This is a genomic window from Pseudomonas sp. LB3P14, assembly GCF_054898045.1.
In genome coordinates, this window is the sequence record NZ_CM142714.1 from 2,391,333 (window position 1) to 2,411,324 (window position 19,992).

The 19,992-nt window shown below is 59.6% G+C and carries 17 protein-coding genes; 6 read left to right on the forward strand and 11 right to left on the reverse strand.

Annotated features, from left to right (window positions below):
- Positions 1-456: 456 nt before the first annotated feature.
- Complete coding sequence (locus ACYZT5_RS10995; protein WP_462051123.1) at positions 457-1,347, reverse strand: LysR family transcriptional regulator; 891 nt, start codon at positions 1,345-1,347, stop codon at positions 457-459.
- A 134-nt stretch (positions 1,348-1,481) separates the two neighbouring features.
- Between ACYZT5_RS10995 and ACYZT5_RS11000 the strand changes: the two genes are divergently transcribed.
- Entirely contained in the window at positions 1,482-2,912 is a 1,431-nt protein-coding gene (locus ACYZT5_RS11000) for an MFS transporter (RefSeq protein ID WP_462051124.1), read from the forward strand.
- Between the two features lie 13 nt (positions 2,913-2,925).
- Here the strand turns inward: ACYZT5_RS11000 and ACYZT5_RS11005 are convergent, their stop codons facing one another.
- The 5 genes from ACYZT5_RS11005 to ACYZT5_RS11025 form a co-directional block, all read right to left on the reverse strand.
- Positions 2,926-3,366: a cupin domain-containing protein gene (locus tag ACYZT5_RS11005; protein WP_462051125.1), complete on the reverse strand. Its 441-nt coding sequence runs from the start codon at positions 3,364-3,366 to the stop codon at positions 2,926-2,928.
- Positions 3,367-3,854: 488 nt separating this feature from the next.
- Entirely contained in the window at positions 3,855-4,724 is an 870-nt protein-coding gene (locus ACYZT5_RS11010; RefSeq protein WP_462051126.1) for a sugar phosphate isomerase/epimerase family protein, read from the reverse strand.
- Between the two features lies 1 nt (position 4,725).
- Entirely contained in the window at positions 4,726-5,967 is a 1,242-nt protein-coding gene (locus tag ACYZT5_RS11015; protein ID WP_462051127.1) for an NAD(P)/FAD-dependent oxidoreductase, read from the reverse strand.
- Between the two features lie 18 nt (positions 5,968-5,985).
- On the reverse strand, positions 5,986-6,306 hold the full coding sequence (locus ACYZT5_RS11020; protein ID WP_415768608.1) for a MocE family 2Fe-2S type ferredoxin: 321 nt from the start codon (positions 6,304-6,306) through the stop codon (positions 5,986-5,988).
- Positions 6,307-6,342: 36 nt separating this feature from the next.
- On the reverse strand, positions 6,343-7,455 hold the full coding sequence (locus tag ACYZT5_RS11025; protein WP_462051128.1) for a fatty acid desaturase family protein: 1,113 nt from the start codon (positions 7,453-7,455) through the stop codon (positions 6,343-6,345).
- Positions 7,456-7,636: 181 nt separating this feature from the next.
- Here ACYZT5_RS11025 and ACYZT5_RS11030 point away from each other — a divergent pair, with 181 nt between their 5' ends.
- Positions 7,637-8,686, forward strand: coding sequence for a LacI family DNA-binding transcriptional regulator (locus ACYZT5_RS11030; RefSeq protein WP_462051129.1), 1,050 nt, complete (start codon positions 7,637-7,639; stop codon positions 8,684-8,686).
- Here ACYZT5_RS11030 and ACYZT5_RS11035 read toward each other — a convergent pair.
- A complete protein-coding gene (locus ACYZT5_RS11035) occupies positions 8,666-10,672 on the reverse strand; it encodes a sigma-54 interaction domain-containing protein (RefSeq protein WP_462052230.1) in 2,007 nt (668 codons plus the stop codon). The genes ACYZT5_RS11030 and ACYZT5_RS11035 overlap by 21 nt on opposite strands.
- Before the next feature lie 200 nt (positions 10,673-10,872).
- Here ACYZT5_RS11035 and ACYZT5_RS11040 point away from each other — a divergent pair, with 200 nt between their 5' ends.
- The 3 genes from ACYZT5_RS11040 to ACYZT5_RS11050 all read left to right on the forward strand — a co-directional run bounded on the left by ACYZT5_RS11040 (position 10,873) and on the right by ACYZT5_RS11050 (position 13,842).
- Positions 10,873-11,895, forward strand: coding sequence for a Gfo/Idh/MocA family oxidoreductase (locus tag ACYZT5_RS11040; protein ID WP_462051130.1), 1,023 nt, complete (start codon positions 10,873-10,875; stop codon positions 11,893-11,895).
- On the forward strand, positions 11,892-12,680 hold the full coding sequence (locus tag ACYZT5_RS11045; RefSeq protein ID WP_462051131.1) for a TIM barrel protein: 789 nt from the start codon (positions 11,892-11,894) through the stop codon (positions 12,678-12,680). The genes ACYZT5_RS11040 and ACYZT5_RS11045 overlap by 4 nt, the downstream gene beginning before the upstream one ends.
- Positions 12,681-12,915: 235 nt before the next feature.
- On the forward strand, positions 12,916-13,842 hold the full coding sequence (locus ACYZT5_RS11050) for a sugar ABC transporter substrate-binding protein (protein ID WP_462051132.1): 927 nt from the start codon (positions 12,916-12,918) through the stop codon (positions 13,840-13,842).
- Between the two features lie 55 nt (positions 13,843-13,897).
- On the opposite strand, the gene ACYZT5_RS11055 is transcribed toward ACYZT5_RS11050, so the two are convergent.
- From ACYZT5_RS11055 to ACYZT5_RS11065, 3 genes are all read right to left on the reverse strand, one after another.
- A complete protein-coding gene (locus tag ACYZT5_RS11055) occupies positions 13,898-15,301 on the reverse strand; it encodes an MFS transporter (RefSeq protein ID WP_462051133.1) in 1,404 nt (467 codons plus the stop codon).
- 644 nt (positions 15,302-15,945) lie between these two features.
- Positions 15,946-16,380, reverse strand: coding sequence for a DUF1801 domain-containing protein (locus tag ACYZT5_RS11060; RefSeq protein ID WP_462052231.1), 435 nt, complete (start codon positions 16,378-16,380; stop codon positions 15,946-15,948).
- 42 nt (positions 16,381-16,422) lie between these two features.
- Complete coding sequence (locus tag ACYZT5_RS11065) at positions 16,423-16,659, reverse strand: hypothetical protein (protein WP_008151753.1); 237 nt, start codon at positions 16,657-16,659, stop codon at positions 16,423-16,425.
- Between the two features lie 172 nt (positions 16,660-16,831).
- Between ACYZT5_RS11065 and ACYZT5_RS11070 the strand changes: the two genes are divergently transcribed.
- Positions 16,832-18,595, forward strand: coding sequence for an L-lactate permease (locus ACYZT5_RS11070; protein ID WP_462051134.1), 1,764 nt, complete (start codon positions 16,832-16,834; stop codon positions 18,593-18,595).
- A gap of 49 nt (positions 18,596-18,644) precedes the next feature.
- Here the strand turns inward: ACYZT5_RS11070 and ACYZT5_RS11075 are convergent, their stop codons facing one another.
- Positions 18,645-19,961 (reverse strand): MFS transporter, encoded by a 1,317-nt coding sequence (locus tag ACYZT5_RS11075; protein ID WP_462051135.1) that lies wholly within the window; start codon positions 19,959-19,961, stop codon positions 18,645-18,647.
- Between the last annotated feature and the right edge of the window lie 31 nt (positions 19,962-19,992).

The following is a 19,992-nucleotide window of genomic DNA, read 5'->3' on the forward strand; positions in this document are numbered from 1 at the left end:
CACTGCATTAGAAAAGCGTCAGCTTTATTGTGAAGTTATTTTTTGATAGGTCGACTGCCACTATTTCGTCATTAACCTTAATTGGATCCCGCTTTGCTCGCCGTGCTGCGACACGGTAAAAAGCCTGGTCACCACCAAAACACAATCATTTATATTTCATTAGGTTATCCATACTAAGTAATTTAAACGTTACAACTACGCTCACTACTAGTTAATTGCCACCATTGATAGCGTTGCGCCATTTAATAGTGATAGCGGCTAATTCCTATTGACGACAAAGTCCTTGAGCAGCACTTCGTGCCACGGCCAATACCGCACTCACATCAACAAGTTCAACGGGTTTTTATATCAAAATGACTCATCCATATACCAATAACCAAACAAAAAACTGGACAGTGACACGAGTGAAACATGCACTGTTTCAACAATGAACATTAGCTCAAATCTGACAACTTTTTAATCAGCACAAACATCCCTGAGGCAGCTACGCAACCAGCGATGCACCGGATCAGCATCCAGCCGCGGATGCCAAAGCATGGCGACAGTGAACGCCGGCAGCGGCAGCGGCAGCGCAAAGCTGTGCATGCCGGCGCGCAGGTTGGCGGTGTGCCGTTCGGGAACGCTGGCGATCAGGTCGGTGGCCCGGGCGAGTGCCAGCGCAGTGGAGAAGCCTGCGACGATTGTTGCTATCTGCCGCTCCAGTTCCAGGGGCTCAAGGGCCTCATCAATGGGCCCCTTGTCGAGCCCGCGCCGAGAGACACTGATGTGGCTGCCCGCCGCATAACGCGCGGGGGTTATCTCGCCCTGGCTCAGTGGATGCCCCCTTCGCACGACGCCAATGAAACGGTCCCGGAACAAGCCCTGCGTGCGCAACTCCGGGCCAGCAGCCTTCCCCACCACACCCGTTTCCAGATCGACCGTCCCGTCGCGCAGTGACGTGCTGTCTTTGTCGGGTTTGTGCATGAAGCGCAGCCGCACGCCCGGGGCTTGCTCGGCGACGCGCGCAATCAGGTCCGCACCAAAATTCTCGACAAAGCCTTCACTGGTGCGCAGCGTGAACGTGCGGCTCAGCTGCTTGAGATCGGGTTGCTCGGCAGGCCGAAGGACCGCTTCTGCATCCTGTACCAACTGACTGACCCGCTCGCGCAATTCGAGCGCTCGCGGGGTGGGCACCAGACCTCGTCCGGCCCTGACCAACAGCGGATCGCCGGTGGTTTCACGCAATCGCGCCAGTGCCCGGCTCATCGCCGACGGGCTCAGCCGCAAGCGTTTGGCGGCGCGCGCCACGCTGCCTTCGGCGAGCAGCACATCAAGGGTGATCAGCAAGTTGAGATCGGGAGTGGACATGCATCGCCTCGCGGCAGAGTGATAGGGCGTTGAACGCACGAATAAAGTGCAAAGGGTGCGCCTTCCGCCATGTTAGGCCGGGGCGTAGATTTCTGATAGCTCCGCTTCGGGAGTGGCCAGAAAAGAGGAACAGCATGAAATCAATCAGTGCAGTCGCAGAGCATGCGCAACAGACACCGTCCGTTCGGTGGGCGCTGGCCACTCTTTCGCTGTCGATGCTGCTGTCCTCGCTCGGCACCAGTATCGCCAATGTCGGTTTGCCGACCTTGGCCCAGGTGTTCAATGCTTCTTTTCAGGAAGTGCAGTGGATCGTCCTCGCCTACCTTCTCGCCATCACCACCCTGATCGTCAGCGTCGGTCGACTCGGTGACATCACTGGCCGTCGGCGGCTTCTGTTGGCCGGTATCGGCGTGTTCACGCTGGCGTCGGCGTTGTGCGGCTTTGCGCCCTCGCTCTGGATGCTGATTGGCGCCCGGGCGCTGCAGGGACTCGGCGCGGCAATCATGATGGCGCTGACCATGGCCTTTGTCGGCGAGACGGTAGCGAAGGCGAAAACGGGCAGCGCCATGGGGTTGCTCGGGACGATGTCGGCGATAGGTACCGCGATGGGGCCGTCGCTCGGTGGCCTGCTGATTGGCGGGGTCGGCTGGCGGGCGATCTTTCTCATCACCGTACCGCTGGGCTTGCTGACGTTGGTGCTCGCGCATCACTACTTGCCCGCCGATCGCCAGAAACCCAAGACCGTTCGTGCCGGCTTCGACCCGCTGGGCACACTGCTGCTGGCGTTGACACTCGCCGCTTATGCGCTGGCCATGACCCTTGGGCGAGGCAGTTTCGGCCCGATCAACATCGCTTTGCTGTTGGCGGCGGGCGTCGGTGTCGGCCTCTTTCTGTTCGCCGAGGCTCGCGTCACCTCACCGTTGATTCGATTGGCGATGTTCCGTGATCCTGTGCTCAGTGGCAGCCTCGCCATGAGCCTGCTCGTTGCGACAGTGATGATGGTGACGCTCGTGGTCGGCCCCTTCTATCTCGCGCATGGACTCGGCCTCGATGCTGTTCTGGTTGGGCTGGTCTTGTCGGTCGGGCCGTTTGTCGCGGCACTGACGGGTGTGCCCGCAGGCCGTATTGCCGACCGCTTTGGCGCACAACGCATGACCCTCGCCGGGCTCTTCGCCATGGCGACCGGATGCTTCACGTTATCGGTGCTGCCGGAGACATTCGGCATCGGCGGCTACCTCTTGCCCATGGTTGTGATCACTATCGGCTATGCCCTGTTCCAGACAGCCAACAACACGGCGGTCATGGCGGATGTTCAGCCAGATCAACGGGGCGTCATCTCCGGCATGCTCAACCTGTCGCGCAATCTGGGGCTGATCACCGGGGCGTCCACCTTGGGCGCAGTGTTCGCGCTCGCATCGGCCGCTGTCGACATTGCAACATCGCGACCCGAAGCGGTTGCCAGCGGTATGCGAATCACCTTCGCCGTGGCGCTGGTGTTGGTCGCTGTCGCACTGGCCATCGCACTGGGAAGCCGCGCGTTGGCAATGCGTCATAACCGCCGGTAACCCGACACGGCGTTTACTTTTCCAGCACCACCAGTGGCGTGTCTTTCTTCACAATGTACGTCGCCAGTTCCGACGCTTTGCTCGCACCGACATTCTTCGCGACGTGCGCTGTGCCTGCGGGGATGTACAAGGAATCGCCAGCCTTGAGCGTTACCGGTGGCCGACCCTCGAGCTGATATTCAAACGTGCCCTCAATCACGTAGGCCACTTCCACCCCCGGATGAGAATGCTTGGGGGATACCACACCCGGCTCGAAATCAACGCGAACCTGGATCACCTCACGCCCGGCGACGTCGAGATCCTGGCGCAGCAGATCGGTGCGGTGAAGACCCGCCTGCCAGCTTTTAACTGGAGGCGCCTCTTGAGCTTGAGCCAGGCCCGCGAAGGCAGTGAGTGCCGCGGCAACGGCGACGCCGAGCATGCCAGCAGAGATACGGTGATTGAATCGGGACATGGCATTTCTCCAAGGAGTGCGCGGAGAGTCGCGCGCAGGTTGCCGCGGATGCGGTGGCTCTATTCAGAGGCCACCGTGTATCGCGCAAGTGTCGCCAATGCCTTGGATTTGTATGCGAAGTTAGCTGCAGCCGCGCCGGATACGTTCCGATACAAACGGATCCTGCGAACACGAAAAAGCCCGCACAAGGCGGGCTTTGTAAATCGAGTAGGTGGCCGGCGCTGGTCTCCGGCTTACAAGGTTTATCAGGCTTCCCACAGAACAGTTTTGTGCTGTCCTGCTTCACACGGCATAAGGGCTGGATCTCAGCGCGGAGATCTTTCTAACCGTGTACCCTTCGGAACGCGCCCCACGTTTCCTCGCCATCCGCTTGCGCATCAGTCTGCGTCTTCACCTACAACTTCAAGAGTAGTACAAAGTCCAAAGCGCAAGGTGGGCTTTTTTAGAACGATTTTGTCCTGGGGGAAGCGCGGCAGGATGCAAAAATACTAACGCCCGTGACACACCTCGCCGGGTCTGACGAGTGCCGTCACTTGGCACTCCTTCCAGACCTTGCGCATCAGCTCCTTCAGCATCAACGCCTCGGCCCAGCGATCGGTGATGTCATTTCCGTCGGCACCCGTGATGGCATACGGCGGTGGACCGAGTTCACAGGTGAAGGACAGGCTGGCGGGTGTGTTCGGTCGGGACAGCCAATCCTCGATCCCATAGCGCCACCAGCCCAGGAAACGTTCCAGCCAGGGCCGATGCTGGGCGAAGCTCAAGGGCACCTGGACCTGTTCGCTGCTGGCGACACGACCGTGAAAACCCCAACTGTGGCGCAGGATGGTATGGATCTGTTCGTCGTCCTCGGCAGCGGCCGGCTCTGGCAGTTCGCGGCCCACGACATAGTGGGACAAGTCGGCCAACAGCTTGAGATCGGGCATTTCAGCGAGGATGTCGAGGGTGAACAATAAGTCGCTGGTGAGGCGATAGCGGTGGGTTTCCAGGAGGATCGGAAAATCCACCTGCTCGGCCAGACGCTGCCAGCCTTCGATCAGCTTGATCGCTTGCGCCAGCGTGCGCGGCCTGACGTCGGCTTGCAGCGTGAGGTGGTGGCATCCGTAGTGGGTGGCGACATCGATCGCCGCCGCCAGATCATCCACGCTGCGGGGAAACACCTGACCTTCAATTTGCAGGCCCTGCGCCTTGGCGGCGGCACTCAGGCGCGCTGCATGTTGCGCGACCCAGAAATGGTCGGTGATTCCGTCGAAGCCGGCGGCGGCGATTTTCTCTAGCTGCACTTCCAGCGGAAGGTCGCATTGGCCGTGCTGATCTTGCATGGCCCACAGGGACTGAAATACCAGAAATTCACGCATGTCAGCTCCTGAGCAGTAGTTTGAGCGGCACACCGGCATCGGCCAGCGCGTCCACCGAAAGGGGGTTATGGTTGGCAATCAGCCGTTCGCACAATTTGATGTACTTGGCGACGCTATTGCCCTGGCCCCAGCCGCAAACACCTTGCAGGCGTTGCTCGGCATCGAGGTAGAACAACAGGAAACCGCCTCCCGGGGTTATCCGGCTCGCCGTGGGTTCGGCGTTCGAGATCACGCCCATGATCTGTAGTCCCCAGTCGTACTGATCAGACCAAAAACCGGGAATGACCTCGAAGGGCTGCTCGCCGCCCAATAGATTCAGGGCGGCGTGATGGCCCTGAGTCTCGGCGTTGCGCCAGGTTTCCTGACGCTGGAAAACACCTTGCGGGTGCAGCTGAAATTCACAGACATCACCCGCTGCAAAGATGTCAGGCGCGCTGGTGCGCAACTGAGCATCGACGCGGATGCCCTGACCGACTTCAAGCCCCGCCGCCGTGGCCAATTCAGTGTTGGGTTGCATGCCGATGCCCACCACCACCAGGTCGCAGGGCAGAAGCTGGCCGTCGACAAGTTGCACGGCCTCGACACAGGCGTTGCCTTGCACCGCCTCAATGACCACGTTCAAGCGGACATCCACGCCCTGGCTGCGATGCAGTTCCAGCAGGACACTGGACAGCTGCTCCGGCAACACCCGACCCGCCAGACGCGACCCGGCCTCGAGCAAGGTCACCGTGCACCCCAAGGCACGGGCGGTCGCGGCGACTTCGAGTCCGATGAAGCCACCGCCGATGATCACCAACCGAGCACCGGGCCGCAACGAAGCGCGCAAGGCCTGGGCTTCGTCATGGGTCCGCAGATAAAGCACGTTGCCCAGATGCTTGGGCACAGAGGCCAGCCGCCGCGACCGACCTCCCGTTGCGAGCAACAGCCGCGCATAGGCCAGCCAGCTACCGTCGGCCAATTGCAGGCGATGCTGCTGCGGGTCCAGGCATTTCACCGGATTGCCGGCCAGGTGTTCGATGCCCAGTTCGGCGAGTCGTGCGCTGTCGCACAGGGTGTAGCCAGTCAAATCAACCGTGCCCTGCAACAGTCCCTTGGACAGCGGCGGACGTTCATAGGGCGGGTGGGATTCGTCGCCGATCAGGATCAGGCGACCGCGATAACCTTCGGCACGCAGGGTCAGGGCCGCGCGGCCACCCGCATGCCCGGCGCCGACGATCACCAGTGGAGCATTGGCAGAATTCATGACACAGGCTCCCTGCAGTTAAACCGTGATGGCGAGCAGGACACGCCCCGCCTCGACCCGGACCTGATAGGTCTTGAGGTTGACGCACACCGGTGCGCCAAGGGCTTTGCCGGAGCGGTAGTCGAAACGCCCGTTGTGCTTGGGGCACTCAATGACATGCTCCATTACCAGGCCATCGGCGAGGTGAATGGATTCGTGGGTGCACAGGCCCGCGGTAGCAAAGAACTCGTCGTCGGCGGAGCGGTAGACGGCATAGGTGTGCGGGCCATGGTCGAAACGAATGACGTCTTCTTCATTAATCTCGCCCACGGCACATACGTCGATCCATTGATCGGTCATGGCGTTTTCTCTTGTAGTGGTACAAACAGGAAGGTGTCAGGCCGGCGTTGCTTCAGGTTCAGCCTGGGCGCTGGCGGCCGGCGTTGCGCGTTGGGGCAAAGGGCGACGGATGAAATACGTCGGGTCTTTGCGCTGCTTCCAGAGGGTCGGGAGGATTTCCTTGAGGGCCTCGAACAGGCTGGTATACGGCGGCGGGCAGTCGTGGCGGATCTCTTCGTGAAGCTGCGCCAGCGCATGAAACGGCACCATCGGGTACATGTGATGTTCGAGGTGATAGTTCATATCGAGGTACATAAAGCGCAGCACCGGGTTCATGTAAATGGTGCGGCAGTTGCTGCGGTGATCGAGCACGTCCTCGGCCAGGCCGACATGCTGGGTCAGGCCGAACAGGTAGGACAGCCAGCTGCCATACAGGGTTGGCAGACCGATAAACATCAGCGGCAACCAGCTTTGCAGGTACAGCGCAGCCGCGACGGTGAGCCCATAAATCACCAACCAGATGCGCGCCGCCGTAAAGATCTTGGGCCACTCGGATTCCGGGATGAACGTCTGCTCTTCTTCATCCATCCGCCCGACTGCATGCCGGCAGACTGACCTCATTGTCTTCAATGCGTAGGGCATTCTGAACAGGCTCAACACCATATTGATCAGGCTGGGCGGACGTGGCTCGACGATCTCCGGATCACGACCGACGATGATGGTGTCGGTGTGGTGCCGCGCATGGCTCCAGCGCCAGACATGCGGTTCGAACATGAACATGAAGCTCGACACCTGGTAGACCACGTCATTCATCCAGCGGGTTTTGAACGCCGTGCCGTGACCGGTTTCGTGCCAACGGGCATTCGACGCTGTGCCGTAGAGCAACCCGTAGGCGAAGAAGAACGGAATGCAGGCCCAGGAGCCCCAGAACCAGTAACCACCGAAGCCGGTGACGACCATCGATAGCAACCATATCGCGGTATCGCGCAAGGCCGGGCCGTCGCGGCGCTGCATCAATTCCTTCATGCGTTTACGAGAAATGGGCGATTGGTACCAGTTGGCCGACACCAAGCCTTTTTGCGCCGCTTTGACGGCTTCGGGACCGATCAATCGATAATCCCGAGGCACGGGTTTATCAGGGGTTTCAAAGGCTGCGTTTTGTTCAGGCATTTTTTTGTTCTCCGCAAGCTTGATGGTTTAGGCACTTGCTTCGATGCGGGATGGCACCGTTGGAGAAAAGATAGAGAGCGCACTGATTACCCTCAAGCCCTTGAATACATTCCCTATCAAGCTATCATCCAGGCCCAGCAAGGCTTGATAGTTTTCTATCAAGGCGTTTTCGGGACCCGCCATGAACAACAATAAACGCCCAACCATCGCCACGGTCGCCGAGCACGCTGGCTTGAGTGTCGCCACCGTGGACCGGGTGCTCAACGCCAGGGCTCCGGTCAACCCGGCCACCGCCGAGCAGGTGTTCCAGGCCGCCGAAGCCGTCGGTTATTTCGCCGCCAGGTTGATCGGCCAGCGAATCCGCGAACGGCGTCCCAGCTATCGTTTCGGCATCCTGCTGCTCGGTACGGCCCAGGCGTTCTATGGCAACGTTGCCGCCGCCATCACCGAGGCGGCGCAGCGTCATACCGGCGCCAACCTGAGCTGCCATTTCGAATACGTATTTGATCGCGCACCCAGCGCAATCATTGCCCAGATCGAACAACTGGCGGTGCAGTGCGATGGCCTGGCGGTGGTCAGCTTCGCTCACCCGCTGATCAATGCCGCCATCGCTCAGATCAGAGCCGCTGGCGTGCCGGTGATTGCGTTGCTGTCCGACATCCACGAGGCGGCGGATGAGCCTTATGTCGGCCAGGATAATCACGAGGTCGGACGGACCATGGGTTGGCTCATGGCCCACACCTGTGGCGCCCGCAAAGGCAGTGTCGGGGTATTGCTCGGCGGTCACCGTTTCCTCGGCCATCAGGCGCGGGTCGAGGGGCTACGCAGCTATCTGGCAGAGCGCGCTCCTGGGTTGCGGCTGCTTGAAGCGGTGATCAATCTGGACAACTGCGACATCACCGAAGAGGCGACGCTGGACCTGCTGGCACGGCATGACGACTTGCGCGGTTTGTGCGTGGTCGGCGGTGGCGGCGACGGGATCATCAGTGCCCTGTCGCAGCTACCGAAGCGGCCGTCGCTGTGCTGCATTTTGCAGGAGTCGACCGAGCTGTCGCGCCAGGCTTTGTCGCAGGGTTTGATCAGTTTGGTCATCGATTCCCAGCCGCGATTGCTGGCGGCGGCGCTGGTCGATTTGCTGGTGGAATTGCAGACCGCGCCGGACTTCGATCCGGCCCGGCATCGCATCCATATTCCGTTGCAGATCGTCACTTCAGAGAATGCCCAGCCCTGAACGGAAAGCATCGGCACTCAGCCCGAACCGATTCATCTTGTTGTACAACCCGCCACGAGAAACGTTCAGCTGTTTGGCGGCCAGACGGATGTTGCCGCGGGTATCCCTGAGGGCCGCGATGATTGCATTCATTTCATGGGCGCCAAGGTCCAGTGCAGTACGGGGTTCGGGCACATTTCCCGGCGCCGACGGCCGCAGCCTTTGCTTGATTTCAAGCGGCAGATCACCCGGCTGTATCAGTTCGGTCACCGCCAGATTGGTTGCCCGCTCAATGGTGTTTTCCAACTCGCGAACATTGCCCGGCCAGTGGTAGGCCGACAGAATATCCAGCGCCTCTGGCGAGATGCCTTGAACTGATTTGCGCAGCGATCGGGCGCAACGATTGAGAAAATGTCGCGCCAGCAAGGGAACATCCTCACGGCGCATTCTCAGGGGCGGAACCGTCAGGTTCAGGACGTTGAGCCGGTAGTAAAGATCCTCACGGAAGGCACCGTCGGCCACCGCCTGGCTCAGGTTGCGGTGGGTGGCAGCGATGATGCGGACATTCACCTGCTGCGATTTTTTCGCGCCAACGCGCGTCACCTCGCCTTCTTGCAAGACGCGCAGCAGGCTGACCTGGGCATCAAAAGACATGTCACCGATTTCATCGAGAAAGATCGTTCCGCCATCGGCCAATTCGAACTTCCCGGCCGATCCTCCGCGCGCCGATCCGGTGAAGGCGCCCTCGACATGACCAAACAACTCGCTCTGCACCAGATCTCGCGGAATGGCCCCGCAATTGACGGCCACAAAAGGACCGCTGCAACGGTCACTGGCGTTATGGATCGCCTGGGCGAACAGCTCCTTGCCGGTGCCGCTTTCACCCAGGATCAGCGTGGTCGAATCACTGCGACTGGCAATCCGCCCCAGGTGCAACGCGTCCTGTATGGCTCGCGAACTGCCCTGAATGGTCTCGAAGGTGTAGCTGGCCTGGGTGCCGATGATCCGCCGGGTAATTTCCCGGATACGCCGGTTCTCGCGCAACGAAACTATGCGTCCACCCTGCTCCAGCGAGCACACGGACACCAGGCAAGCCAGGTGGCTGCGATCATGCAGCTCAAACGTACAATCCAGATCCCGTAGCCCTTCCCCGCCGCGCAGCAAAATCTCATCGGTCAGTTCGCTCTGGCCCAAACGCTGGAACGGACTGCCCAGCAGATCCCGGCCCACTCGAAACAATTGGCGGGCATAACGGTTGAGCGCTTTGATGCAGCCCCGCTCATCCAGCACCACAAGCCCCTCGTTGAGCACTTCAAGCACGGTTTGTTGTTCTTCCAGCAAGGCCTGCAACGCCATCTGCCGCGACACCGCTTCGGCCGCTGCCTGGACGGTGCCCAGCGTATGGAAATGAAACCAGCCCGGCTCTGCGGTCAGGGTCAGCATGGCCAGTGTCCGGCCCTGAGCATCCCTGATCGGCGCGGCGGCACAATGCATGCGCCGCCGACGCAGGCCGATCCCGAAGTTTTCCTCGGCCAGCACATACACCAACCGGTCTTCGGCAATCGCCAGCCCCGTGCAGTTGGTGCCCTGCACCGACTCCAGCAGTCGGCTGCCCACAGGCGTGAGGTCCAGGCCGCAGAAATACAGCGTCGTCCCTTCGGCATCGGTCAGATTGATGTGGCCCCTGGGGTTGTAAGCCAGCAACCCACGCATGACTTCCGCCGCCGCCGTGATCAACACACGATTGGCCGCCAGCGTTGCGGCCAGCACGTCGGGAGCGACAAAGCGGTATTGACCATCATCAGGATCGAGGCCGGCACTGACACTGCGCAACCAGGAGTCCCAAATAATCTGCCTGACCCTGGCAGGTCGATCGATGCGACCTTTCAGACACGCCAGCCAAGCCTGCTCCAGCTCAGCGATCGGCCCTTCGTTCAACGACGCAGGACCGAGCGCGGTGATGTAATCGAGGTCTTGCACGCTGACGGCCATGGGCTGTGGATTCATCATGACATCCGCTCCATGTTCATATTTTTGACATGTCATTATAGACATGTCATCGAAATGAACACCTTTCTCAAAAATTCTAAAATTAATTATTAAATATCAATGACTTAAAAATTGGCACAGCCCTTGCTCCTTGCTTAATGCCAGCGAGGACATTCCTGCTGTCGAGTCATTGAACAACAATAAAAGGGAGTCATTTCATGAGTACGTCCAAGATCATCCGACTGGGTCTCATCGGTGCTGGCCGCATGGGCAGTTTTCACGGCCTGACTGCCGCCCGGCACATTCCCGGCGCCTGCCTGGCCGCCATCGCCGACCCGACACCCGGCCAGGCCGCCCGCCTCGCGGCAGAATTAGGTGTACAGCGGGTCTATACCGATCCACAGCAGCTACTCAATGACCCGGAAATAGACGGTGTCTTGATCGCCGCCCCGGCCCGCAGCCATGCCGAACTGGTGATCAGTGCGGCCCGCGCCGGCAAAGGCGTGTTTTGTGAAAAACCCATGGCCATCACCCTCGGCGAAGCCGACCGCGCCATCGCCGCCGCTGCCGACGCACGGGTGACGCTGCAAGTCGGCTTCAACCGGCGCTTTGCCAAAAGCTTCCGCGCGGCTCATCTGGACGTGGTCGCGGGCCGTATCGGTACGCCACAACTGCTGCGCTCGCTGACTCGCGACCCGGCGCTGAACAATCCGGCCGCCTCGCCGCAGTGGGTGATTTTCCTCGAAACCCTGATTCATGACTTCGATACCCTGCGCTACCTGAATCCCGGCGCCGAAGCGGTTGAAGTCTTTGTCATGGCCGATGCCCTGATTGCACCGGACTTCAAGGACAAGGGCTTCCTCGACACCGCGGTGGTCACGATCCGTTTCGACAACGGCGCCATCGCGACGGCCGAGGCCAACTTCCAGGCAGTCTATGGCTACGATGTTCGGGGGGAAGTGTTCGGCAGCGCTGGCATGCTGACCATGGGCAGCGTCAATGACTCTGACCTGGTTCGCTATTTGGCCAATGGTGTCCAGGCCGACACCCAGCGCCTGGACACCGACCTGCTGCGTGATGCCTATGTGGCCGAGCTCAACCACTTTGTCGACTGTCTGCGCACCGGCGAAAAACCCCTCGCCAGCGGCGAAGATGCCCGGGCTGCACTGGCCATTGCCCGCGCGTGTATCGAGTCCTTCCAGCAGGGCAAAGCGGTGCGCGTGCAAGGAGCCCATTCATGAGTTTCACACCGTTCAAACTGGCGATCAGTGCCGAGATGGTCTTCCTCGACCTGCCGTTCACCGAACGCGTCAAACGGATTCACGCGCTGGACTTCAGCGCCGAACTCTGGGACTGGACGCAGAAAGACATCCCGGCCCTTGTCGCCACCGGCGCTGACTTCACCTCCATGACGGGTTACATCTCGGGCAACCTGACCGATCCCGAAGACATCCAACACCTGCTCGACAGCGCACGCGAATCGCTGGCCGTCGCCGCACAACTGAATTGCCCGAGCCTCAACCTGCACGGCACTGGTCTGGGCGACAGAGGCTTGCCGGTCAAACCCGTGGCCCTCACCACTGGACGCATGTGGTTGAGTGCCTGCAAGACCCTGGAAAAAATCGCCCGTCTGGGCGAAGAGGCAGGCCGGGTATTCTTGCTGGAAAACCTCAATACCGAGGTGGACCATCCCGGCACCCCTTTCGCGCGTGCCGACGATACCCTGGCGCTGATCGAGGCCGTGGGCAGCCCGCATTTGAAGATGAATCTGGACCTTTACCATGCGCAGATTGGCGAAGGAAACCTGATCGAACTGATCCAGCGCGCAGGCAGCGCTATCGGGGAAATCCAGGTCGCCGATGTCCCCGGCCGCATGGAACCCGGCACCGGTGAAATCCATTATCCGGCCATTGCCAAAGCCTTGTTCCGCATGGGATACACCGGAGTCGTCGGGCTTGAGGGCTGGGCCAGCGGCGACAGCAAAGCGGCGCTCGAACGCTTTCGGCAGGCCTTCACGCTGGATTGAGCCTTAAGCGACGCACTCTTTGTAGCAGCTGTCGAGCTTGCGAGGCTGCGTTCGGCTGCGCAGCAGTCGTGAATCCGGCTGATGCGGTCTGCCTGACGCACCGCAGCTTCTGGTTTGACGACTGCTGCGCAGCCGAACGCAGCCTCGCAGGCTCGACAGCTGCTACAGATCGCATTACGGCTTAACTGACTGGTCTTGATGAATGTCGACTCATAACAACAAAAGGAAAACCATCATGCGTCGTTGCACACTGCTTTTTGCCACGCTGTTATTACTCTTCAGCCAATGGGCTGCCGCCAACTATCGCATCGGCGTCAGCATTGCCAGGGTCGACGACAACTTCATGACCTATGTGCGCAGCGGCCTGGAAGATGCCGCCAAAAAGGAGAGTGTCGAGATCCAGTTCGAGGACGCCCAGGGCGATGTGGTTCGCCAGCTCAATCAGATCGAGGGCTTTCTCAGCCAGAAGGTGGATGCCGTCATCGTCTTGCCCGTGGACACTGCCGCCACCGCCAACATGACGCGTGCCGCTGTCGAGGCGAAAACACCGCTGGTCTACGTCAACCGCCACCCGGACGAGCGCGTCTTGCCCAAAGGCGTGGTCACAGTGGCATCCAATGACATTGAGGCCGGACAATTGCAGATGCGCTACCTGGCCGACAAGCTCGGGGGCAAAGGCAACATCGCGATCATCATGGGCGACCTGGCACAAAACTCCACGCACGACCGTACTGAAGGTGTGAAACAGGTGCTCAAGGACTATCCCGGGATCAAGATCGTCGAACAACAAAGTGCCGAGTGGCAGCGCAACAAAGGGATGGACCTGACCAGCAACTGGCTGCTGGCAGGCACTGGTTTTGATGCCATCGTTGCCAACAATGACGAGATGGCCATCGGCGCCGCCATGGCATTGCAGCAAGCCGGCAAAGCCAAGGGCGAGATTGCGATTGTCGGCATCGACGGCCTGCCTGATGGCCTGGCGGCGATCAAGCGCGGGATGCTCGTCGCTTCCGTCTTTCAAGACCCCAAAGCGCAAGCGACCACCGCGCTGCAAGCAGCTATCAAAATGATCAAAGGGGAGTCGGTGGAGGCGGATGTCTGGGTGCCCTTCCAGCTGATCGTGCCGGAGCAAGTGGCCGTCTTTGAGCAACGCTACAAATAGCGTCATACGGGAGCATGACCTGCGGACAGGAAGTCAGCAGGTCACGCGTCGCCGTTTACAGATCGGTGATTTCCTTATGGCGTGGCACCAGCGTCTTCATCACGCTCCACGCCACCAGATAGGCCACCGCACAGATGGCAAACATGATCATGTAGCCGGTATGAATATCGCCGATCAGTTTGTAGTGATCGATTACCCAACCGCCGGTCTTGGTCATGACTACGCCGCCCAAGCCGCCAGCCAAACCACCAATGCCGACCACCGAAGCGATGGATTTTTGCGGAAACATGTCAGACACGGTGGTGAAGATGTTGCACGACCACGCCTGGTGCGCGGAGGCGCCCACGCCGATCAGCAGCACCGGCACCCAGAAACTGATGTAACCGAATGGCTGCGCCAGCAACACCAGCAGCGGGAAGAAGGCGATCACCAGCATCGCTTTCATACGGCCGTCATACGGCGCGTCGCCGCGTGACATGAAATAGCTGGGGAACCAGCCGCCGCCGATGCTGCCCACCATGGTCATGCTGTACAAGACGGCCAGCGGCAACACGATGGCCTGGCCCTTCATGCCGTATTGCGCTGACAGATAGGTCGGAAGCCAGAACAGGAAGAACCACCACACGCCGTCGGTCATGAATTTGCCGAAAGCAAAGGCCCAGGTCTGGCGGTAGGTCAGCAGCTTGAACCACGATACTTTTTTGGCAGCGGCACCCGAGTCTGTGCTGGTGAGCGCTTGCGCGCCCTGATCGCTGCGGATGTAAGCCAGTTCCTGCGCCGACAGACGTTTTTGCTGCTCCGGTTTTTCGTACAGCGCAATCCATACCGCCACCCAAACGAAGCCCAACGCACCGATCACGATGAACGCCGCTTCCCAGCCCCACAGGGCGGCAATCAGCGGCACGCAGATCGGCGCCAGGACCGCGCCCACATTGGCACCGGAATTGAAAATGCCGGTGGCGAAGGAGCGTTCTTTTTTCGGGAAGTATTCGGCGGTGGCCTTGATCGCGATCGGGAAGTTACCCGCTTCGCCTATCGCCAGCACGGCGCGTGACAGCATGAAACCTGCGATCGAAACAGGGATGACGGCAAGGCCGAACGCGCTGCTCACGGCGCCGATCCCCTCACCCATTGGCACCGCAAAGGCGTGCATGATCGCGCCGGTCGACCAGATGCCGATCGCTACCACATAGGCGGTCTTGGTGCCGATCTTGTCAACGAAGCGCCCGGCGAACAGCATGGAAATCGCGTATACAAACTGAAAAACGGAAGCGATGTTGGCGTAATCGGTATTACTCCAACCAAATTGCGTCGACAGATCCGGCGCCAACAGACTCAGTACCTGGCGGTCCAGGTAATTGACGGTGGTGGCAAAAAACAACAGCGCGCAGATCGTCCAGCGGTACTTGCCGACGGCCTGGCCGATGCGTTGCGGATTAATGGGCTCGTTCAGATTCATGGCATCACTTTATTATTGGATTATGGTGATGATCTCTCGGTTTCAAGCGAGATCAATGGTGTCGTAGAGCATCGGCAAAAACGCGATGAGTCCGCGCCACTGCCCGGTTCAGTTCATTAGCGTGGGCACTGCTCAGACACTGTATTGCGGGCTCGAAAATGGGTAACCCATGCTCAGCGGCCGGAGTTGGACATATAACAGTGCTAGCAGGCGTTTGGCGGGACAGTCGTATGCAACGCGCCTGACTACGGGGATGGGCAAGCAGTCAAGGTCGAACCATAAGAAGGGGCATTCAGGGAGGCGCGCAGGCGGGTTGAATTCATGATGGGGCCGACACTCTTTTTTATTTTTAGGGTTAACAGTCGATAATCGTCTGTCGTCGTACAACCATGTCTTTTATATCGAGTTCACTACTAGGCTGTCAATCTGAAAAATAGCCGTTCGTCTCGACAAAGACCGCTCGTTAAAATTGCAACTACATACAGTTGCTGCTGGTTGTGGGCCCGTCAGGCTTTTTATTTTTTGGGTGTTGACCGCAGGTATGGAGATTTAGTGACTGAGCACTGTTGTACGACAACGAGCCTCACAAGCTCCCGACGAGAGACATCGATAGCGGTCATCTCGTCAGGGTTTCGCAGGCCCACTCATCTAGCAGGTTTGGTGCGAGCGGCTACTCGTGCCGAGGTGTTGAGCGCCGCGGCGGCGAGAATCAGTGTCTTCAAGGCTTTCTCATCAAGCTTGTCGCCCTCATGCACATCAATGGCACGTCGGGTGTTGCCTTCGAGACTGGCGTTGAAGAGGCCTGAAGGGTCTTCCAGCGAGGCGCCCTTGGCAAACGTCAGCTTCACGACCTGCTTGTAGGTCTCACCGGTGCAGATGATTCCGGCGTGCGACCACACTGGAACCCCCCGCCACTTCCATTCCTCGACCACTTCGGGGTCGGCCTGTTGGATGAGCGTTCGGACCCGAGCGAGCGTCTCGCCCCGCCAATCTCCCAGCTCCTTGATTCTCGCGTCTATCCGCTGAGAGGCCGAACCTCCCCCCTCTTCTTCCTTTGCATCGACCTGCTCTTTCTTCATGGTGGTTGTCGCCTTCTTCATGAGGGTGTCCAAAACCGGGCTCTACAGAGTTTTTTGACTGTTGCCGAGGGTCTTTGCCTTTTCGATCCCCCAGTCAAAGGCAGCCTCCATGTCCAGCAGATGCGGTTTTGGATCGTGGTCCTCAAAAATGGCCGTGCCGTCCGGCCGGTAAACACCGATGAACATCCCCAGTGAGCCGTCCTTCAATATCTCGGCTTTGACCTCGATCTTGCATCCGTTCGACAGCGTTTCCTTGTGGTGCATATGGCGTTCAGTCATTGCTGCATTCCTCTCGTTGTTGAAGTCCGAGTAGCGCATTTACCTATGGGCCATGTTAGCTCAGTGCGGCCCACTAAAAGGCCTGCCAGGACAGCGGCGTAATGCCACCTATACTAGAAGCCACCGCCCCCACGGGGTCTGCACTCCCAACAATAAAAAGCAGAGGTGGAACATGGTCTGGCAGCAAATCTACGATCCGTTCGGCAACCCGATACTTTCAACCATCATGGCAGCAGTGCCGGTCGTGGTGATGCTGGCAGCCCTGGCGTTTTTCCATGTCAAGGCGCATCTGGCCGCATTGATGGCCCTGACCTCGGCGCTGGTGATCGCGATTTTCGCTTTCGGCATGCCGGCGAACATGGCCGGCTCGGCCGCACTGTACGGCGCCGCCAACGGCTTGCTGCCCATTGGCTGGATTGTGCTCAACATCATCTTCCTGCATCGGCTGACAACGGAGAACGGCTCGTTCAAGGTGCTGCAGGATTCCCTGGCGCGCATCACCGACGATCGACGCCTGCAATTGCTGCTGATTGCCTTCTGCTTTGGTGCGTTCTTCGAAGGGGCCGCTGGTTTCGGCACGCCGGTGGCGGTGACCGGGGCGATTCTGATCGGGCTGGGCTTCTCGCCTCTGGCCGCGTCTGGCCTGGCGTTGATCGCCAACACCGCGCCTGTGGCGTTCGGCGCGCTGGGGACGCCGATCATCACCCTGGCCAAGGTGACCGGGCTGGATGAAATGGAACTGTCGATGATGGTCGGCCGGCAATTGCCGTTCTTCTCGGTGATCGTGCCGTTCTGGTTGATCTGGGCCTTCGCCGGATGGCGCAAGATGCTGGAAATCTGGCCCGCGATTCTGGTGGCCGGGGTCAGTTTCGCCGTGCCGCAGTTCCTGGTGTCCAACTACCACGGGCCAATGCTGGTGGACGTGATCGCCGCGCTGATTTCCATGGCCTGCCTGACCGGTTTCCTCAGGGTCTGGAAACCGGCCACCGTGCATACCTCCGCCGCACTGTCCGGGCGAGTCGACAACTCCAAAATAGCCGAAGAGCATGACGAAAAACCCGTCGCCAGTGCGACCTTTGCCAGCGATGCCAAGCCTGCTGTGATGCGCGCGTGGATGCCGTGGATCATCCTCACGGTGTTCGTTTTCGCCTGGGGCACCCAGAGCTTCAAAAACATGTTCGATACCCGCCCGGCGATTGATCCGGCAACCCACTCGGCCAAGCTCGATCCTCAAGGCAAACCGATGCGCGAGGCGAACCCGATCTTCGCCCCGGTGTTGACGTTCACCACGATTCACCAGCAGATCGAGAAGGTCCCGCCCGTGGTGCCCACGCCTAAAACCGAGGACGCGGTCTACAAGTTCACCTGGTTCACCAGCACCGGCAGCGGCATCCTTCTGTCGGCGATCCTCGGCGGGTTGCTGATGGGCTATTCCATTCCGCAACTGATCCACCAGTACCTACGAACCCTGTGGGTTGTGCGCTATTCACTGATTACCATTACCGCCATGCTCGCCCTCGGTTTCCTCACGCGTTATTCGGGCCTGGACGCGACCATGGGCCTGGCCTTCGCCGCGACGGGCATCTTCTACCCCATGTTCGGCACCCTGCTCGGCTGGCTCGGCGTGGCCTTGACCGGCTCGGATACGGCGTCAAACGTGCTGTTCGGCGGCTTGCAACGAGTGACCGCCGAGCAGCTGGGAATCAGCCCGATTTTGATGGCCGCGGCCAACAGTTCTGGCGGGGTCATGGGCAAGATGGTCGATGCCCAGTCGATCGTGGTGGCGTCCACCGCCACGCGCTGGTACGGCCATGAAGGGGAAATCCTGCGCTATGTGTTTTTCCACTCGATCATCCTGGCCATTCTGGTCGGTGGTTTGGTGACGTTGCAGGCGTATGTGGCGCCGTTCAGCCATATGGTGGTTGGTGGGCATTGATCGACTAGCCCGCCTTTCTCAAGTCTTGACCCCATGTGCATCGCAGGGGTCAAGGCTTGGGATTCTTGACGTAACGCATGACCACAAAGCACGCGATCAGGATCATCGGCGCGATGGACAGCATGCCCATGTAACTGGTCCCGGAGACATCATTGATCTTGCCCACCATCACCGGAGCGACCATGCCGCTGAGCTGACCGATGGAGTTGATGGCTGCGGTTCCACTGGCAATCGCCAGCCCTGAGAAGGTCGATTGCGGAATCGTCCAGAAGATCGGAATGGCGATGAACGTGCCCGCCGTGGCCAGCACCAGTGCCGCCATCATGGCCCAGGACGAATCGGAAAACAGGCAGGCCAGCAAGTAACCTACGGCCGCCAGCAACAGGCACATCACCAGGTATTTCTTGCGCTCACCGGTGCGGTCCGAGAGCCGTGTCAGCCAGATCATGCCGATGCACGCGACGATATAAGGCAGGGATGACAGCATGCCGACCCAAAAAACGCTTTGCACGCCGGACGACTTGATCAAGTGCGGCATCCAGAAATTAAGGCCATAGGAAGCTGTCTTGATCACGAAGTAAATGAACGCCATGATCGCGACTTCCCGCGTCAGTAACACTCGCCATAGCGACCCCAGTATCGGCTTTTGCCTGGCTTTGTCATGCGCCAGATTGGCGGCCAGCAGATCTTTCTCTCCCCTTGTCAGCCACTTGGCCGACTCGATGTCACGATCGAGTTTCCACAACACCAGCGCCCCCAGCACCACACACGGCAAACCCGACATCAGGAACAGCCAGTGCCAACCTGCAAGGCCAAGCACACCATCCATCGTGCCCAACAAAATCCCGGCGGCCGGCCCGCCCAATGCTCCCGCCAGAGGGACCGAGAGGAACCAGAGGCCGTTCATCTTCGCCAAGTGCTTTTTCGGGAACCAGCACGCCAGATAGAACAGAATCGCCGGGCCAAAACCGGCTTCCATGACCCCAATCAGAAAACGCAAAAAGTAGAGTGTGTATTGGGTGTAGGCAAACATCATTGCAGCGGTGGCCAGCCCCCACGACACCATGATCCGGCAGATCCAGGCCGGGGCGCCGTAACGTTTGAGGCCCAGGCTGCTGGGCACTTCGAACAGCACGTAGCCGATGAAGAACATGCTCGCCGCCAGACCATACGCTGCATCGGTCAAGCCCAGTTCATGCTGCATCTGGGTCTTGGCGAAGCTGATATTGATCCGGTCAAAATAAGAGAACAGAAAGCAGATAATGGCCAGCGGCATGATGCGCCAGGCCACGCGCCGATAGAGCAACAGCTCGTTGATCGTTTCTTCGCTGCGCGCCAGTGCGATTTCGCCAGTCATGGCAACCATGATGTTTCTCCATTGTTGTAATTATTGGAGA